Source organism: Actinomycetospora sp. CA-053990, assembly GCF_050948445.1.
Classification (GTDB): Bacteria; Actinomycetota; Actinomycetes; order Mycobacteriales; family Pseudonocardiaceae; genus Actinomycetospora; species Actinomycetospora callitridis.
In genome coordinates, this window is the sequence record NZ_CP192043.1 from 1,581,052 (window position 1) to 1,596,922 (window position 15,871).

The window sequence follows — 15,871 nt, forward strand, 5'->3', positions numbered from 1 at the left end:
AGCCACGGGCGGACGATCGCACCATGACCTCTGTCGACCTCGCCCAGGTGCCGCAGCGTCTCGCCACCGGTGCCTTCATCCTCAACTCCGGCCTCCAGAAGTGGTCCGGCGACGAGGAGACCGCGGCCGGGCTGCACGGCTTCGCGTCCGGCACCTACCCGTTCCTCAAGGACATGGACCCGCCCACGTTCCTCAAGGCCCTCGCCGTGGGCGAGATGGCCGTCGGCGCCACGCTGCTCGCGCCGTTCGTCCCCGGCCGCCTCGCCGGCGCCGCGCTGACCGGCTTCTCCGCAGGGATGCTCGGGCTCTACCTGCGGACGCCGGGGATGCACGACGGGAACTTCCGCCCGACCCAGCAGGGCACGCCCATCGCCAAGGACATCTGGATGATGGGCATCGGCGCCGCACTCCTGCTGGGCAACGGGCAGCGGCGCGCGGAGAAGAAGGCGACCAAGAACGCCGAGAAGGCGGTGCGCAAGGCCGAGAAGCGCGCGGCGCAGGCGGAGGCGAAGGTGGAGAAGAAGGCGGCGCAGCTCGCGCGGGACTGATCCGCAGGACGCGGCGTCGAACGCGCCACGAACGGGGTTGGACCCACCCGGATCGGTGACCCCACCGACATGGCGGTGGATGTCGGGAGCACGGGGACGGGCGAGATCGACCACGGGCTGTTCGGACCGTCGTCGGTGACGTGGCGGGTCCAGCTGGAGCCCGTGCTGTGGGTCGCGGGGATGCGGGCGCTGCTGCTGCAGTCGCTGCACCCCCGGGTGATGCGCGGGACGTTCCAGAACTCCGCGCTGTTCGACCCGAAGAAGGCCTGGCCGCGTTTCCAGCGCACGGTCGGTTTCGTCGGCACCCGCACCTTCGGCACCCATGACGACGTCGAGGCCGCCGGGGCGCGGGTCCGGCGGATGCACGCGACCCTGAAGGGCCGGGCGCCGGACGGCACGTCGTTCGCCCTCGACGACCCCGAGAACCTGCTCTGGGTGCACAACGCCGAGATCGACTCCTATGTCGACGTGGCCCGCCGGGCCGGGGTGGTCGACGACGCCGAGGCCGACACCTACGTCGCGGAGAGCGTGCGCGCGGCCGAGGTGGTGGGCCTCGACCCCGCGATCGTGCCGGCGTCGCGGGCCGAGCTCGCCGCCTACTTCGACCGCGTGCGCCCCGAGCTGGCGCTCACCGACGAGGCTCGGCGCGGTGTGGGCGGCCTGCTCACCCCGCAGCCGAGCGCGCCGACGGGGGTCGCGCTCGCGCTCTCGTCCATCGCCGCGATCTCGTTCACGACCCTGCCCCGGTGGGCCCGCCGGATGTACGGGCTGCCGGGCCTGCCGACGACCGACCTCGGCGTCACCCTCGCCCTCAAGGCGCTGCGGACCGCGTCGGACCTGCTCCCCGACATCCCCGCCCCGCCCGAGATCGCCCGGGCGCGACGCCTCGTGCGCGAGGCCCGCGCGACGGGGTGACGTGCGACCTCTGGTGTCAGCCTGGGGGCCACGCTGACACTGGGCGTCAGGAAATCCCCCACGATCACCGGAGGCACCGTGGCCGCGACCGAGGCCTACATCGTCGACGCCGTCCGCACGCCGGTCGGGACGCGCAAGGGCGCGCTCGCCGACGTGCACCCCGCCGACCTCGGCGCGCACGCGCTGACGGCCCTCGTGGAACGCACGGGCATCGACCCCGGCGCCGTCGACGACGTCCTCATGGGCTGCGTGAGCCAGCTGGGCCCGCAGGCGGGGGTCATCGGGCGCACCGCGTGGCTCTCGGCGGGCTTCCCCGAGCACGTGCCCGGGACGACGATCAACCGCGCCTGTGGGTCGTCCCAGCAGGCGCTGCACTTCGCCGCACAGGCCGTGCTCTCGGGCACGCAGGACATGGTGATCGCGGCCGGCGTCGAGAACATGGCGATCGTCCCGATCGACGCCAACGCCTCCGTGCTCGAGCGCATGGGCACGCGGCGCGAGGGCACGGGCTGGATCGAGCGCTACGGCGAGCAGGAGATCAGCCAGTTCCGCGGCGCGCAGCTGATCGCCGAGAAGTGGGACATCAGCCGGGAGCGCATGGAGGAGTTCGCGGTCGAGAGCCACCGCCGCGCCGCCCGCGCCACCGACGAGGGCCGCTTCACCTCGCAGATCGCGCCGCTCGAGGGGCTCGACCGCGACGAGGGCATCCGCCCCGACGCGAACGTCGAGAAGATGTCGACGCTGCCGCCGCTGCGCGAGGGCTACGCCCTGACCGCCGCCGTCTCGAGCCAGGTCTCGGTCGGCGCGGCGGCGCTGCTGGTCGCGTCCGAGGACGCCGTGCGCGCCCACGGGCTGACGCCGGTGGCGAAGGTGACGACGCTGTCGGTGGTGGGCGAGGACCCGGTGCTCATGCTGACCGGCCCCATCCCGGCGACGCGGGACGCGCTGCGTCGTGCCGGGCTGACGATCGACGACATCGACCTGTTCGAGTGCAACGAGGCGTTCGCTCCCGTCGTGCTCGCCTGGGCGCGCGAGACCGGCGCGGACCTCGACCGCACCAACGTCAACGGCGGCGCCATCGCCATGGGCCACCCGCTCGGCGCGACGGGCGCGATCCTCGCGACCAAGCTGATCCACGAGTTGCGGCGTACCGGCGGCACGCGTGGGCTGCAGACGATGTGCGAGGGCGGCGGCCAGTCCAACGCGACGATCATCGAGACGGTCTAGTGGAGCTGCGTGATCGCACGGCCGTCGTCACCGGGGCCGGCGGGGGGATCGGGCGGGCGCTCGTCGGCGCGCTCGCCGAGGCCGGCGCCCGTGTGGTGGCCACCGACCGCGACGCCCCGGAGGTCGACGGTGCCGCGGTGGCGCGCGCTCTCGACGTCACCGACGCCGACGCGACCGCCGCGTTGCTGGACGAGGTGGGCCCGGTCGACGTCTACCTCGCCAACGCGGGCGTCGGTGCCGGCACGGACCCCGTCGAGACCCCCGACGCCGTGTGGGACACGGTGCTCGACGTGAACCTGCGCGCCCACATCACCGCCGCGAAGCTGCTGCTGCCGGGGTGGCTGGAGCGCGGCGAGGGCTACTTCGTCTCGACGGCGTCGGCGGCGGGGCTGCTCACCCAGATCGGCTCGGCGCCCTACGCGGTGAGCAAGCACGCGGCGGTGGCCTTCGCCGAGTGGCTGTCGGTCACCTACGGCGCGCGTGGTGTCCGCGTCAGCACCGTCTGCCCGATGGGCGTGGCGACGCCGATGCTCGAGAGCGACCCGGACGGCATGGGCGCGCTCGCGACGGGGACGGTGAAGGCGGCGGGGGAGGTGCTCACGCCCGAAGCCGTCGCCGCCGCCGTCGTCGAGGGGATCGGGCGCGAGGAGTTCCTCGTCCTGCCCCACCCCGAGGTGCTCACCTACTTCCGGCGCAAGGGCGAGGACTACGAGCGCTGGCTCGCCGGGATGCGCCGGCTGCAGTCGGCGGTCGAGCGGGGCGGTTAGCCGGGGAGCCCCTCGACGATCCGGATCTCCCGCTCCGCGCCGTCGCCCAGGGCGCGCAGGGCCTCCTGATAGGCGGGGGAGTGGTACGCGGCCACCGCGGCGTCGGCGTCCGGGAACGCGATGAGCGTGGTGCGCTGCACCGTCCCGGCGCCCTCGAAGACGGCGGCCGCGGGCCCGCGCGCCAGGAAGCGCCCGCCGGCCTGCGTGATCGCGGGCCCGGCGAGGGCGGCGTAGGCCGCGACCTTCTCCTGGTCGTGCACGGCGGTGAAGTAGTTGATCCAGTAGGCGACGGCCATCCGGGGGCTCCTCTTCTGGGTGACAGGAGGGGACGATCCCAGGGCATGACCGACACCCGCGCCCTGGCCCGCGAGGAGAGGGCGGAGTTCGCCGCGTTCCTCGCGACCCTCACGCCCGAGCAGTGGGACGCCCCGACGCTGTGCACCGCGTGGCGGGTCCGCGACGTCGTCGCCCACGTCATCGGCTACGACGTCGCGGGCATGACCGGGTTCGCGCGGACCCTCGTGCGCTCCGGCTTCTCCCCGGACGGCGCGAACCAGCGCGTGGTCGAGGACCTGCGCGACCTCGATCCCCGGGGGCTGCTCGACCTCGTGCGCCGGTACGAGACACCGGCGGGGCTGCCTGCGCGGTTCGGGAGCCGGATCGCCCTCACCGACGGGGCGATCCACCACCAGGACATCCGCCGCCCGCTCGGCATGCCGAGGGAGATCCCGCCGGAGCGGCTGCGGGCGGTCCTCGACTTCGCGATGGTCGCCGTGCCGATCCGCGCGTTCGTGCGGACCCGCGGCCTGCGTCTCGTCGCCACCGACCTGGACTGGTCCTCCGGGCGCGGCGCCGAGGTGCACGGGCCCGCCGAGGCGCTGCTCATGGCGGCCTCGGGGCGTCCCGATGCGCTCGACGAGCTGGAGGGGCCGGGTCTGGGCGTCCTCGCGGGTCGGTGTCGTCCCGGGCGAGGCTGACCGACCCCTCGTGCGAGGCTCGCACCATGGACGTCCGCCTCTGGTTCGACCCGGTCTGCCCGTTCTGCTGGATGACCAGCAAGTGGTTGCGTCTGGCCGCCACCCAGCGCGACCTGGCGATCGAGTGGCGCTTCATCTCGCTGCGGCTGCTCAACGCCGGCGTCGACTACGACGCGCAGTTCCCGCCCGAGTACGAGGCCGGGCACACCGCGGGTCTGCGGATGCTCCGTGTCGCGGCGCGGGTGCGCAAGGAGTACGGCGCGGAGGCTCTCGATCGGCTGCAGGAGGCGTTCGGGCAGCACATCTTCGAGCAGGAGCCGGTGCCCGACACCGCGGACGCCCGCGAACGTCAGGGCTCCGAGGCGTTCGTGGCGGCGGTGCTGGCGACCGCCGGCCTGCCGGCCACGCTCACCGAGGCCCTCGAGGACACCGCGTGGGACGAGATCGTGCAGGCCGAGACCGACGAGGCCCTTGCGCTGACCGGGCGCGACGTCGGCACGCCCATCATTCAGGTCGACCCGCCCGACGGGCTCGCGTTCTTCGGGCCCGTGATCAGCCGGATGCCCACCGAGGAGCAGGCCGGCGAGCTGTGGGACCACGCCGTCGGGCTGGCCCGGTTCCCCGGGTTCGCCGAGCTCAAGCGCAGTCTGCGCGAGCAGCCGCAGCTGCCGTCGTTCGGCGTCTCGACCGACCAGGTCGGCGTCACCGAGGACTGGCACGGCGGGAGCCGACGCCAGCACCGGTGAGGGCCGGAGGCCATCGCCTCAGTACACCGACAGCTCGTAGTCGCCGCGCCCCTCGTCCCACTCCATCGTCACCAGGTCGCGGGCGCGGGCGGCGCGGGCGAAGGACAGGAAGCCGTTGAACCCGTAGCGCTTCTCGGAGAAGCCGGGGTCGCGCTTGCGCATCTGGTCCTTGAGACCGGAGAGCTGGGGCGGCGCGCCGGCGGAGGCCTCCAGGTCGCGCACCGTCGTGGCGAACAGCGCGAACGCCTCGTCCTCGGCCGAGGTGTCCTCGGGGAACGAGACCTCGGGGTCGCCGGCGGCGGTGCCCGGCGCGAGCGCCAGCACGCCGCGGCCCTCGAGGTGGCGCAGGAGCTCGCCGAAGCCCCGGAAGCCCTGGTCGCCCTCGTCGAACGTGGGGTCCTTGCGGAGGATCGCGCGCTTGAGGGTCGACGCGCGGACGGGCCCGTCGGTGGCCCGCGCGAGGCCGGCCAGCGTGCTGGTCACCACCGCGGTGACGTCGGTGTCGGACCCGCCGGCCGTGGTCTCCTCGGCTGCCGGGGTCGCGACGGGCTCCGGCTCGGCGACCGGGGCGACCGTCGCCGCGGCCGGCCGTCGCCGCGAGATCTTCGGAGGGACCGGACGGCCCTCGACCCCGGGCAGGCGGTCGTAGAACAGGAACTCGTCGCACGCGGCGGGGAGCAGCTTCGAGGTCGACGACTGCACCCCGATGCCGATGACGCGCTTGTCCATCTCGCGCAGCTTGTGCATCAGCGGCGTGAAGTCGGAGTCGCCGGTGCCGATGGCGAACGTCGTGACGAACTCGCGCTCGTAGGCGAGCTCGATGGCGTCGACGGCCATCTTGATGTCGGCGGCGTTCTTGCGGGAGCCGCCGATGCGCTGCGGGATCTCGATGAGCTCGACCTGCGCGCGGGCCAGCAGCCGGCGGTCCTCGTCGAACGACGACCAGTCCGCGTACGCCCGCCGCGTCACCACGCGACCGCGCTCGGCCAGCGCGTCGGCGACCGGCCCGAAGTCGAACGGGCTCACCCCGAGCCCGTCGCGGGCGCCGATGGCCAGGTTCTCGTAGTCGAGGAACAGGGCGATGCGTTCGTCCTCCGGGGCCATCGGGGCAGCCTAGGCGGCGGTCCCGGGACGGACGCGTGGGCTCCGCCGTGCGGCCCCACCTCGATGACGATCCCGTTGCAAACCTTGCGTGCTCGGATAGTACGTGCTCGGATTGAGGTGGAGGTGGTCGACCGATGGACCAGAACCTGTTCAACGACATCTGCCTGCAGCAGCTCAAGCTCTCCGGGGTGCACGAGGGCGAGACCGTCGCCGTGCTGACCCGGGGCGCGGAGCGCGGGGAGTACGCCGATGCGTTCCTGTGGGCGGCGCAGCAGCTCGGGGCGGCGACCTTCCATCTGCGGCTGCCCCCGCCGGCGAGCGCGTCGGGCGCGTGGGCGGTCGGCGACTCCGGGCTGGGGGACATCCCGCTGGCGGTGGAGGCGCTGAAGTCGGTCGACATGCTCGTCGACTGCACCTTCCTGCTCTTCAGCCCCGAGCAGTTCGCGATCCAGGACGCGGGCACCCGCATCCTGACCGCGGTCGAGCCGCCCGAGCTGCTGGCCCGGCTCATGCCGACCACCGAGCTGCGCGAGCGCGTCGAGTACGGCGCGGACCTGCTGGCCAAGGCCTCGACGATGCGGATCACGAGCCCGGCCGGCACCGACGTCACCTACCGGCTCGGCGTGTACCCGACGATGAGCGAGTACGGCTACACCGACACCCCCGGCCGGTGGGACCACTGGCCGGCGGCGTTCGTGTTCACCGGCGGCGCCGACGACGGTGTCGACGGGCAGATCGTGCTCTCGCCCGGCGACGTGCTGCTGCCGTTCAACACCTACGTGCAGACGCCGGTGACGCTGACGATCGAGCAGGGTTTCATCCGGGACATCCGTGGCGGCCTGGACGCGGACCTGTTGAGCTCCTACATCCAGAGCTTCGAGGATCCGCGGGGCTACGGCATGTCGCACGTCGGCTGGGGTCTCGACGAGCGCGCCCACTGGCACGGGCTCACCCAGTTCGGCGGCGGCATGGGCATGGAGCTGCGCAGCTTCTACGGCAATGTCATGTTCTCGATCGGCCCGAACAACGAGCTCGGCGGCCCGAACGACACCCCGTGCCACTTCGACATCCCCATGCGCGGCAACAGCCTCTACCTGGACGACGAGCTGATCGTGGACAAGGGTGGGCTGACGATTCCGGAGATGCGTCCCGCGGGGGTCCGATGACCGACCACCACATCGGCATGATCGTCCCGAGCTCCAACCTGACGATGGAGACCGAGCTGCCGCGGATGCTGGCGGCGCGGGAGCAGGCGATCCCGGAGGACCGGTTCGTCTTCCACGCCGCGCGGGCGCGCATGCAGCACGTGACCCCGGAGCAGCTCCAGGCCATGAACGCCCAGGCGGTCCGCGCGGCCACCGAGCTCGCGGACGCCCGCCCCGACGTCGTCGCCACCGCCTGCCTCGTGGCGATCATGGCCCAGGGGCCGGGGTTCCACTGCACCGCCGAGGACGACATCACCGGCGCCCTGCGCACCGAGGGATCCGACGCCCCGGTGATCTCGTCGGCGGGCGCCCTGCTCTCCGGGCTCGCGGCGCTCGACGCGCGGCGGGTGGCGATCGTGACGCCGTACATGAAGCCGCTGACCGCCGCCGTGGTGGCCTACCTGGAGGACGCCGGCATCGAGGTCGTCGACTCCCTGTCGCTCGAGGTGCCCGACAACCTCGCCGTCGCCCGCCTCGACCCGGCCGACCTGCGGGAGCACTACAAGGAGCTCGACCTGACGGGCGCCGACGCGCTCGTGCTCTCGTGCTGCGTGCAGATGCCGTCGCTGCCCGTGGTCCAGGCCGTGCAGGACGAGGTGGGCATCCCCGTGCTCTCCGCGGCCACCGCGACGACGTTCCGGATCCTCTCCGAGCTCGGCCTCTCGACCCACGTCCCCGACGCGGGCGCGCTGCTCTCCGGGAGCGTCCACGACCCGGGGGCCGTGACGCGCGTCTGAGCGCGAGGGGCACGTTCCGCAGGACCGACCGGTGTCGGAGCCTGCGGAACGTGCCCGTCGTGTCAGAGCAGCGAGTGCAGCGCGCCGCGGACGGTGGTGCGGGCGGCGGCGGGCTCGTCCCAGAAGACCATGTGGCCGGTGCCCGGAACCTCGACGACCGACGCCTCGGGGTTCGCCTTCGCGGCCTCCTGGGCGCCTGCGGCCGTCACGACGGGGCTGTCGCCGCCGTGGATCAGCACGGTCGGCGCGGGCACCGCGGGCCAGACGTCGAAGAAGTCGTCGGACTCGAAGCCGGCGTGCGTGGCGACGATCGCGTCGCGCGAGATCGACCCCATCCAGCGCGCGCGCAGCTCCTGCTCGCGGCGGGGCCAGCGGGGCCAGGACGCGGCGACCTCGTCGGCGTCCGTGCCGCGGCGGGCCGCGTCGAGCTGTCCGAGGAAGGCCTCGAGCGTGGTGGGGTACGGCCCGCGACCCGGGCCGCTCATCGGCGGGTCGACGAGCACCGTGGCGCGCAGGTCGAGGCGGGTGGCGGCGAGGGCGGTGATCCGCGCGCCCATGGAGTGCCCGAGCACGAGTGGGCGGCCCAGCTCGAGGGCCTCGACGACCGCGGCGACGTCGCCGGCGTAGGTGTCGAGGTCCCAGGCGTCCCCGCTGTCGGAGAGGCCGCGACCGCGGACGTCGAGGACGAGCGGCCGCACCAGGTCGGTGAGCTCGCGGGCGACGAAGTCCATGGCGATCGCGGGGCTCGTGATGCCGGGGACGATCACCAGGGGGACGCCGTCGGCGGGTCCGTAGTCGAGGACGTGCAGGCGCACGTCGCCCGACCGCACCCAGCGGCTCACCGCCGGGATGTCGGCGAGGTCGGCCAGGGCCGGCTGGGTGAGGACGCGGGCGTCGGGGGACTCGGGGGTCAACGGTCGGCCTTCCGGAAGGGGTCGTCGAGGTAGGACACGGCGTCGTCGAGGGTGACGACGTCGGCGTACTTGGCCTGGAGGTCGAACAGGGCGGCCTCGTGCGGGCCGCGGGCGCGGTCGCCGCACGCGTCGGCGACCACGAGCGTGTCGAACCCGCTCTGCACGGCGTCGACGGCCGTCGCGCGCACGCAGCCGGAGGTGGTGGCGCCGCAGACGACGGCGGTGTCGATGCGCAGGCCGGCGAGCAGAGCCGCGAGGGACGAGCCGTGGAACGCCGAGGCGCCCTTCTTGAGGATCCGGTGGTCGTCGGGGGCGAGGCCCAGTCGCTCGTCGAGCGCGACGGCGTCGCTGCCCTCCCGGAGTGCGCGCACGCCGGGGGCCTTGCGCAGCCAGGCGACGGCGTCGCCGTCGGCCTCGGCGGGGGTGAACGAGACGGCGGTGGCGATCACGGGGACGTCGCGCCGGTGGGCGACGTCGATGAGCTGCGCGGCCGCGGCGACCTCGGCGGTCAGGTCGGCGCCCAGCGGGAAGCCGGGCTCGGTGAAGCCGCGGGTGAGGTCGACGACGACCAGTGCGGGACGGGGTCCACGGGGGACCGTGGCCCCGAACCCGGCGCGGTCGTAGACGTCGTCGGTGCCGCGGCCGTGCAGGCCTTCAGCGTCGGGCATGGCGTCGCAGCTCCTCGATCAGCATCTTCTGTCCGCGCAGGCGGCCGAGCAGGTAGCCCTGGAACAGGCCCACGCCGAGGGCGCCCGCCAGCGCGGCCCAGCGCCCGGTGCCCGGGGGCAGGAGCATCGCGAGGCCGTCGAGGGCCTCGTCGCGAGCGGGACCGGGTGCTGACGAAGCGGATTCACGCGCACCCAGTGCAAGCGAGGACGCAGGGCTTGCACCGGAGGTGCCCGATCCCTCCTGCAGCTCGCCGGCGAGGTTCCGGGCGAACTGGTCGAGCAGGCGGCTGGAGACGGTGGTGATCGCGCCCTTGCCGAACTGGGCGATCTTGCCCCGCACCAGGAGATCGGTGTGCAGGTCGAGGGTCGAGCCGCCGGGGGCCTCGAGCACCGACAGGACGACGTCGGCCTCCGCGTCGCCCGCGCCGTGGGCGTCGGACGCCCGGGCCGAGAGGCGCAGGGTCCGCTGGTCGGGGGAGACGTCGGTGAAGCGCAGGGTGCCGGCGTAGGCGGCGCTGATCGGGCCGACCTTGACCTTCACACGACCCGTGTACGCCTCGCCGTCACGGCCCTCCAGCGTCGCGCCCGGCAGGCACCCGGCGACCCGCTCGACGTCGCCCAGCAGCGCGAACACCGCGTCCGGGTCGGCGGCCACGTCCAGCTTGTTCTCGAGGATCACGAAGCAGCCTCCCGGCGGGCGCACGCCGTCGCGTGCACCGCATCGACGATGGTCTGGTAGCCGGTGCAGCGGCACAGGTTCGCCGACAGCCCCTCGCGGATCTCCTCGCGGGAGGCGTCCGGCTGTTCGGCCAGCACCCCCTCGGCCAGCATGAGGAAGCCCGGCGTGCAGAAGCCGCACTGCAGCCCGTGGTGGTCCGAGAACGCCTGCTGGAGGTCGGAGAGCTCGCCGTGGTCCGCGAGCGACTCCACGGTGCGCACCGACGACCCCTCGGCCTGCACGGCGAACACGAGGCACGCGCGTACCGGGGCGTCGTCGAGCAGCACGGTGCACGCCCCGCACACCCCGTGCTCGCAGCCGACGTGGGTGCCGGTGAGGAGCAGGTCGTGGCGCAGGACGTCGGCGAGCGTGCGGCGGGGTTCGACGACGACCTCGTGCTCCTCGTCGTTGACCGTCAGCGCCAGCAGGTGCGGGTCCCTCACAGCTCGCCCTCCAATGCGGCCAGCACGGTGCTGGGGTGGATCGGTGTGGTGTCGAGCTCGACGCCGGTGTGGCGCAGCGCGTCGTTGACGGCGTTGAGGACCGCGGCGGGCGCGCCGATCGTGCCGCCCTCGCCGGCGCCCTTCGCGCCGTTGGCGGTGAACGCGCACGGCGTCTCGAGGTGCTGGATCGAGACGTCGGGGATCTCCGTCGCCGTCGGCACCAGGTAGTCGATGAACGAGGCCGCCGACGGCTCGCCGTGGCCGTCGTAGGTGACCTCCTCGAACAGCGCGCCGGCGATGCCCTGCGCGATCCCGCCGCGGCACTGTCCGTCGACGACCTTCGGGTTGATCACGACCCCGCAGTCCTCCACGCAGACGTAGCGCAGGATGCGGATCTCCCCGGTGCCCGGGTCGGCCTCGACGACGACGGCGTGGGTGGCGTTGGAGAAGGTCCCGTCGCCGGGGACGTCGAAGCTCGCCGTCGCGGTGAGCGCGGGCTCGACGTCCTTGGGCAGCAGGTGCGAGCGCAGGTGGGCGACGTCGGCGATGTCCTCGAACGGCAGCCGGCGCGACGGGTCGTCGAGCTGGACCACGCCGCCGTCCCCGTCCAGCGCGACGTTGTCCGGGCGGGTCTCCAGCAGGTGCGCGGCGATCCGGCAGAGCAGCTCGCCGAGCCGCTCCGAGGCCAGCGCCACCGCGGAGCCGCCGATCGTCACCGAGCGCGAGGCGAACGTGCCCCAGCCGTAGGCGATGCGCTCGGTGTCGCCCTGACGCAGCTTCACGCGCGAGACGTCGAGCCCGAGCCGGTCGGCGACGATCTGCGCGAACGTCGTCTCGTGCGACTGCCCGTGGTTCATCGTGCCGCTGGTGACGACCACCGAGCCGGTGGTGTCCATGCGGATCTCGGAGAGGTCGAACCCGGGGACGACGGTCATCTTCCGTTTCGCAAAGGCCTCGGACCCGTAGCCGGTGCGCTCGGAGAAGCAGCAGAAGCCGATCCCGAGGTGCCGGTCCCCCTGTCGATCAGCCTCCTCCCGCGCCTCGTACCAGCCCTCGTCGCGGATCGTCGCCTCGGCGAGGTCGAGCGCCTCGAGGTAGGTGCCGGGGTCGTAGGTGACGCCGTTGACGCCCGTGTACGGGAACTCCGTGATGACGTTGCGACGGCGGACCTCGACCGGGTCCAGGCCCAGCTCGCGCGCGGCACGCTCCATCACGCGCTCGATCGCCATGACGTACTGCGGGCGGCTCACCCCGCGGTAGGGCGCGGTCGGGGCCTTGTTGCTGGTGATCGCGCGGCCCCGGACCCGGTACGCCGGCACCCGGTACACGCTGGGCATCTCCGCCGAGGCCATCAGCGGCTCGATGCCCGCGGTGAAGGGGTAGCAGGAGTACGCGCCCATGTCGCAGACGACGTCGACATCGAGCGCGGTGATCCGCCCGTCGGCGTCGAACGCCGCGCGCGTCCGGTAGCGCTGCTCGCGCGCCAGGAACCCGGCGGTGAGCGCCTCGCGCCGGTCCTCGATCCACTTCACGGGACGGTCGAGACGCTGCGCGGCGGCCGCGACGGCGATCTCCTCGCGCCCGACGACGCACTTCTGCCCGAACCCGCCGCCCATGTCCGGCACGGTCACCCGCACCGTCCGTTCGGCGATCCCCAGCGAGCGCGCGAGCATCGTGCGGACCTGGTGGGGCACCTGCGAGCAGGTCTGCACGAGCAGCTGGTCGTCCCGGGCGTCCCACGACGCGACGACACCGCGCGTCTCCAGCGGCAGCGCGTTCTGCCGGCCGCTGCGGGTGGTGACGTCGACCGTGAGGGCGGCATCCGCGAACGCCTCGTCCACCCCTGGCGTGTCGAACATCGAGACGTCGAGCAGGACGTTGTCGGGGGCCTCCTCGTGCACGGCGGGCGCACCGGGGGCGAGCGCCGTCTCCTCGGAGACGACGGCGTCGACCGCGTCGTAGGAGACGCGGGCGGCCTCGATGCCGTCCTCCACGGCGTAGGGGTCGCGGGCGACGACGAGCGCCAGCGGCTCGCCGACGAAGCGCACCTTGCCGCGGGCGAGGATCGGCATCGCGGTGGGCGTGAACTCCTCGGCGGGCCGGTCGAGGACGGCGACGATGTCGCCGAGCGCCAGGTCCGCGGCGTCGTAGGCCGCGACGACGCCGTGGACCTCGCGGGTCGCGGTGAGGTCCAGCTCCGTGATCGCGGCGTGCGCGACCGTGGCGCGCACGAAACCCGCGTGCAGCATCCCGGAGAGCGCGATGTCGTCGATGAAGCGGCCGCGCCCGGTGAGCAGGCGCGGGTCCTCGTGCCGGGGGATCGAGGCGCCGACCCAGCGGCCCCGGCGGCCGTCGAAGCGGGGCTCGGTGGCCGGCCGGTCGCCGTGCTCGGGCTGGTCGGGGTCGACCTCGGGCGGGATGCCGGGCAGGTCGGTGGTGGTCATCGAGGGCCTCCCGCGGCCTGGGCGCAGGCGTCGGCGACGAGTGTGCGGGTGAGCCGGCGGCGGTACGCGGCGGTGACCGGCGGGTCGTCCGGCGGGTCGATCGCGGCGGCCGCGGCGTCGGCGACGGCGGCGAACAGCTCCGGCCCCGGCGCGCCTCCGGCGGCGAGGACCGCCTCGGCCTCGGGCACCCGCACCGGGGCGGGCGCCACCCCGCCGAGGACGACGCGCCCACCGGTCACCTGCTCGGCTGTCATGTCTCCTGCGGCGAGGTCCAGCGCGACCGCCGCGTCGACGATCGCGAAGTCCCCGTGGCGTCGGGCGAACTCGCTGAGCGCGGCGTGGGGGGCGGGCCGGGTGAACCGCACCTCGACGACGACCTCGTCGGGCTCGACCGCCGTCGCGTAGAAGCCGTGGAAGAGCTCGTCGGCGGGGATCTCGCGTCGCCCGGCCGGGCCCTCGGTGACGACCACCGCGTCGAGCAGCAGCGCGAGCAGGCACCACTCGGCGGTGGCGTCGCCGTGCACGAGGCTGCCGGCGACGGTGCCCCGGCTGCGGATCGGCAGGTGCCCGACCCAGCGCATGGCCCGCGCGAGCACGGCGAAGCCGTCCGGCAGCGTCGCGGTCTCCACGGCGTGGTGGGTGACGAGCGCGCCGAGGGTCAGGGTCCCCGCCTCCGCGTCGAGGGCGGTCATCGACGGCAGCCGGCGCAGCGGGCCGAGGTCGACCAGCGCCGACGGCCGGGCGAGGCGGAAGTTCATCATCGGCATGAGGCTCTGCCCGCCGGCGATCAGTTTCGGGTCCTCGCCCGCCGCGGCGAGGTCGGAGAGCAGCCCGACGGCGTCGGTGACGTCGTGCGCGCGGTGGTAGGTGAACGCGGCGGGCTTCACGTCGCGGGCCTCCTGTGCGGGTACGGGCTGGTCCGGGTGCGGGCTGGTCCGGGTGCGGGCTGGTCTGGTGCGGGGCGGGCGTCCCGGCGAAGGGCACCATCGGCCGCTCTACGCGGCTGATGGTGCCCTTCGCGCGGAACGGGCGCGCTCAGGCGCGGGTGCGCTCCGCGTCCGTCGTGGTCGAGGCGGGCTCGTCCGGCACATCGGTCGTGATCCGGTCCAGCTCGCGGCCCGCGGTCTCGGGCGCCGCCACCCACATGAAGATGACGGCGGCGACGACGAGCAGGCCGAGCAGCGTGAACGTCAGCGGCAGGCCGAGCACCGGCCAGAGCACACTGCCGAACAGCAGCGGGGCGAATCCGGTGATCGCCCGGCTCGAGGACGACGCCCAGCCGAAGCCCGAGGCGCGCAGCTCGGTCGGGTAGAGCTCGGAGACGTAGGCGTACATGACCGGGATGACGATCAGCGCGAACATCCCGAACGCGCCGATCGCGACGACGGCGAGCGTCGGCGTGCCGAGCAGCAGGGAGAACAGGACCAGGGTCGCCGAGGCCACAGGGCCGGCGATCGCGATGACGCGCTTGCGTCCGTAGCGGTCGACGACGAGCACCGAGATCGCGACACCGACGATGCCGAGCGCGTTCATCAGCGTCGTCGAGGCGAACGCGGCGATCTCGCCGAAGCCCTGGGCCCGCAGGATCGAGGGCATCCAGCTCAGCGCGGCGTAGTAGACGAGCATGACCGCGATGAACAGCGACCACGCGACCGCGGTGATCTTGGGGTTGAACGCCCAGACGCGGCGCAGCTGGTCGACCGCGGCGGCCCAGGCGCCGCCCCGCTTGTCCTCGGCGACGGCGGCCGGGATGACGTAGGGCTCGGGGGTGGTGCCGGTGCGGGCGACGAGGTCGTCGATGACGACACGCGCCTCCTCCTCACGGCCCATCCGCGAGAGGTAGAGCGGCGACTCCGGCACCCCGCGGCGGATCCAGAACAGCAGCAGCGCCGGCAGGATCATCAGCACGAGCATCCAGCGCCAGTTGCCGTCGACGGGGACGAGCAGCGTCGCCGAGACGCCGGCCAGGGTGGCGCCGATCGGCCACCAGCCGTCCATCGCCGAGAGCACGCGCCCGCGGCTCTTGCGCGGCGAGAACTCGCTGACGATCGCGTAGTCGACCGGGATACAGCCGCCGAGCCCGACCCCGGCGAGGAAGCGCAGCGCCAGGAACAGCTCGATGTTCGGCGAGAGGGCCCCGAGCACCGAGAACAGCGCGAAGATCAGCAGCGTGATGCTGAAGGCCTTCTTGCGCCCGATGCGGTCGGCCACGGTGCCCCAGGCGACGGCGCCGACGGCCATGCCGATGAGGTTCGCCGTCGCGACGAGGCCCTTCTGGCCCGCCGTCAGCCCGAACTCGGTGCCGACCAGCGGGGTGAGGAACCCGTTGAGGGCGACGTCCCAGGCGTCGAACATGTAGCCGAGGCCGCCGATGAGGAAGATCTTCCCCTGGACTCCCCAGCGCCAGGGCAGGTCCTGGACGATCTGGTCTCCGGTGCGCATTGCGTTCGCTCCCGTC

General features: G+C 73.6%; 17 protein-coding genes. 8 read left to right on the top strand and 9 right to left on the bottom strand.

All coding sequences use genetic code 11. The annotated features are described in order from the left end of the window. The first annotated feature begins 23 nt into the window (after positions 1 to 23). From ACQPYN_RS08155 to ACQPYN_RS08170, 4 genes are all read left to right on the top strand, one after another. Complete coding sequence (locus ACQPYN_RS08155) at positions 24 to 548, top strand: hypothetical protein (protein ID WP_433035641.1); 525 nt, start codon at positions 24 to 26, stop codon at positions 546 to 548. 69 nt (positions 549 to 617) lie between these two features. Further along, positions 618 to 1,463 (top strand): oxygenase MpaB family protein, encoded by an 846-nt coding sequence (locus ACQPYN_RS08160; RefSeq protein ID WP_433035644.1) that lies wholly within the window; start codon positions 618 to 620, stop codon positions 1,461 to 1,463. A gap of 78 nt (positions 1,464 to 1,541) precedes the next feature. Then, positions 1,542 to 2,690, top strand: coding sequence for an acetyl-CoA C-acetyltransferase (locus ACQPYN_RS08165; RefSeq protein ID WP_433035647.1), 1,149 nt, complete (start codon positions 1,542 to 1,544; stop codon positions 2,688 to 2,690). Continuing rightward, positions 2,690 to 3,457: an SDR family oxidoreductase gene (locus tag ACQPYN_RS08170; RefSeq protein WP_433035650.1), complete on the top strand. Its 768-nt coding sequence runs from the start codon at positions 2,690 to 2,692 to the stop codon at positions 3,455 to 3,457. The genes ACQPYN_RS08165 and ACQPYN_RS08170 overlap by 1 nt, the downstream gene beginning before the upstream one ends. Here the strand turns inward: ACQPYN_RS08170 and ACQPYN_RS08175 are convergent. Continuing rightward, entirely contained in the window at positions 3,454 to 3,753 is a 300-nt protein-coding gene (locus ACQPYN_RS08175) for a DUF1330 domain-containing protein (protein ID WP_433035653.1), read from the bottom strand. The two genes, ACQPYN_RS08170 and ACQPYN_RS08175, sit on opposite strands and share 4 nt — an antisense overlap. Positions 3,754 to 3,798: 45 nt before the next feature. Here ACQPYN_RS08175 and ACQPYN_RS08180 point away from each other — a divergent pair, with 45 nt between their 5' ends. Together ACQPYN_RS08180 and ACQPYN_RS08185 are read left to right on the top strand one after the other, a co-directional pair. Then, positions 3,799 to 4,434, top strand: coding sequence for a maleylpyruvate isomerase family mycothiol-dependent enzyme (locus tag ACQPYN_RS08180; RefSeq protein ID WP_433035656.1), 636 nt, complete (start codon positions 3,799 to 3,801; stop codon positions 4,432 to 4,434). Between the two features lie 26 nt (positions 4,435 to 4,460). Then, positions 4,461 to 5,180, top strand: a complete 720-nt coding sequence (locus ACQPYN_RS08185; RefSeq protein WP_433035659.1) for a mycothiol-dependent nitroreductase Rv2466c family protein — start codon at positions 4,461 to 4,463, stop codon at positions 5,178 to 5,180. An 18-nt stretch (positions 5,181 to 5,198) separates the two neighbouring features. On the opposite strand, the gene ACQPYN_RS08190 is transcribed toward ACQPYN_RS08185, so the two are convergent. Further along, positions 5,199 to 6,284 (bottom strand): NYN domain-containing protein, encoded by a 1,086-nt coding sequence (locus tag ACQPYN_RS08190; protein WP_433035662.1) that lies wholly within the window; start codon positions 6,282 to 6,284, stop codon positions 5,199 to 5,201. Between the two features lie 134 nt (positions 6,285 to 6,418). On the opposite strand from ACQPYN_RS08190, the gene ACQPYN_RS08195 reads away from it, so the two are divergent. Both ACQPYN_RS08195 and ACQPYN_RS08200 read left to right on the top strand, forming a co-directional pair. Continuing rightward, positions 6,419 to 7,450, top strand: a complete 1,032-nt coding sequence (locus ACQPYN_RS08195) for a leucyl aminopeptidase (RefSeq protein ID WP_433035665.1) — start codon at positions 6,419 to 6,421, stop codon at positions 7,448 to 7,450. Beyond that, positions 7,447 to 8,226, top strand: coding sequence for a maleate cis-trans isomerase family protein (locus tag ACQPYN_RS08200; protein WP_433035668.1), 780 nt, complete (start codon positions 7,447 to 7,449; stop codon positions 8,224 to 8,226). Before ACQPYN_RS08195 ends, ACQPYN_RS08200 begins: the two co-directional genes overlap by 4 nt. Positions 8,227 to 8,288: 62 nt before the next feature. Here ACQPYN_RS08200 and ACQPYN_RS08205 read toward each other — a convergent pair whose 3' ends face one another. The 7 genes from ACQPYN_RS08205 to ACQPYN_RS08235 form a co-directional block, all read right to left on the bottom strand. Then, complete coding sequence (locus tag ACQPYN_RS08205) at positions 8,289 to 9,140, bottom strand: alpha/beta fold hydrolase (protein ID WP_433035671.1); 852 nt, start codon at positions 9,138 to 9,140, stop codon at positions 8,289 to 8,291. Further along, a complete protein-coding gene (locus tag ACQPYN_RS08210; protein WP_433035674.1) occupies positions 9,137 to 9,808 on the bottom strand; it encodes an isochorismatase family protein in 672 nt (223 codons plus the stop codon). The genes ACQPYN_RS08205 and ACQPYN_RS08210 overlap by 4 nt, the downstream gene beginning before the upstream one ends. Next, positions 9,795 to 10,487 (bottom strand): SRPBCC family protein, encoded by a 693-nt coding sequence (locus ACQPYN_RS08215; RefSeq protein WP_433035677.1) that lies wholly within the window; start codon positions 10,485 to 10,487, stop codon positions 9,795 to 9,797. The genes ACQPYN_RS08210 and ACQPYN_RS08215 overlap by 14 nt, the downstream gene beginning before the upstream one ends. Beyond that, positions 10,484 to 10,969, bottom strand: a complete 486-nt coding sequence (locus ACQPYN_RS08220; RefSeq protein ID WP_433035680.1) for a (2Fe-2S)-binding protein — start codon at positions 10,967 to 10,969, stop codon at positions 10,484 to 10,486. The genes ACQPYN_RS08215 and ACQPYN_RS08220 overlap by 4 nt, the downstream gene beginning before the upstream one ends. After that, on the bottom strand, positions 10,966 to 13,413 hold the full coding sequence (locus tag ACQPYN_RS08225) for a xanthine dehydrogenase family protein molybdopterin-binding subunit (protein ID WP_433035683.1): 2,448 nt from the start codon (positions 13,411 to 13,413) through the stop codon (positions 10,966 to 10,968). The genes ACQPYN_RS08220 and ACQPYN_RS08225 overlap by 4 nt, the downstream gene beginning before the upstream one ends. Continuing rightward, on the bottom strand, positions 13,410 to 14,300 hold the full coding sequence (locus ACQPYN_RS08230) for an FAD binding domain-containing protein (RefSeq protein WP_433035686.1): 891 nt from the start codon (positions 14,298 to 14,300) through the stop codon (positions 13,410 to 13,412). The genes ACQPYN_RS08225 and ACQPYN_RS08230 overlap by 4 nt, the downstream gene beginning before the upstream one ends. Before the next feature lie 148 nt (positions 14,301 to 14,448). Next, the gene (locus tag ACQPYN_RS08235; RefSeq protein ID WP_433035689.1) at positions 14,449 to 15,855 is read right to left on the bottom strand and encodes an MFS transporter; all 1,407 of its coding nucleotides are present in this window, start codon (positions 15,853 to 15,855) and stop codon (positions 14,449 to 14,451) included. Positions 15,856 to 15,871 lie beyond the last annotated feature (16 nt).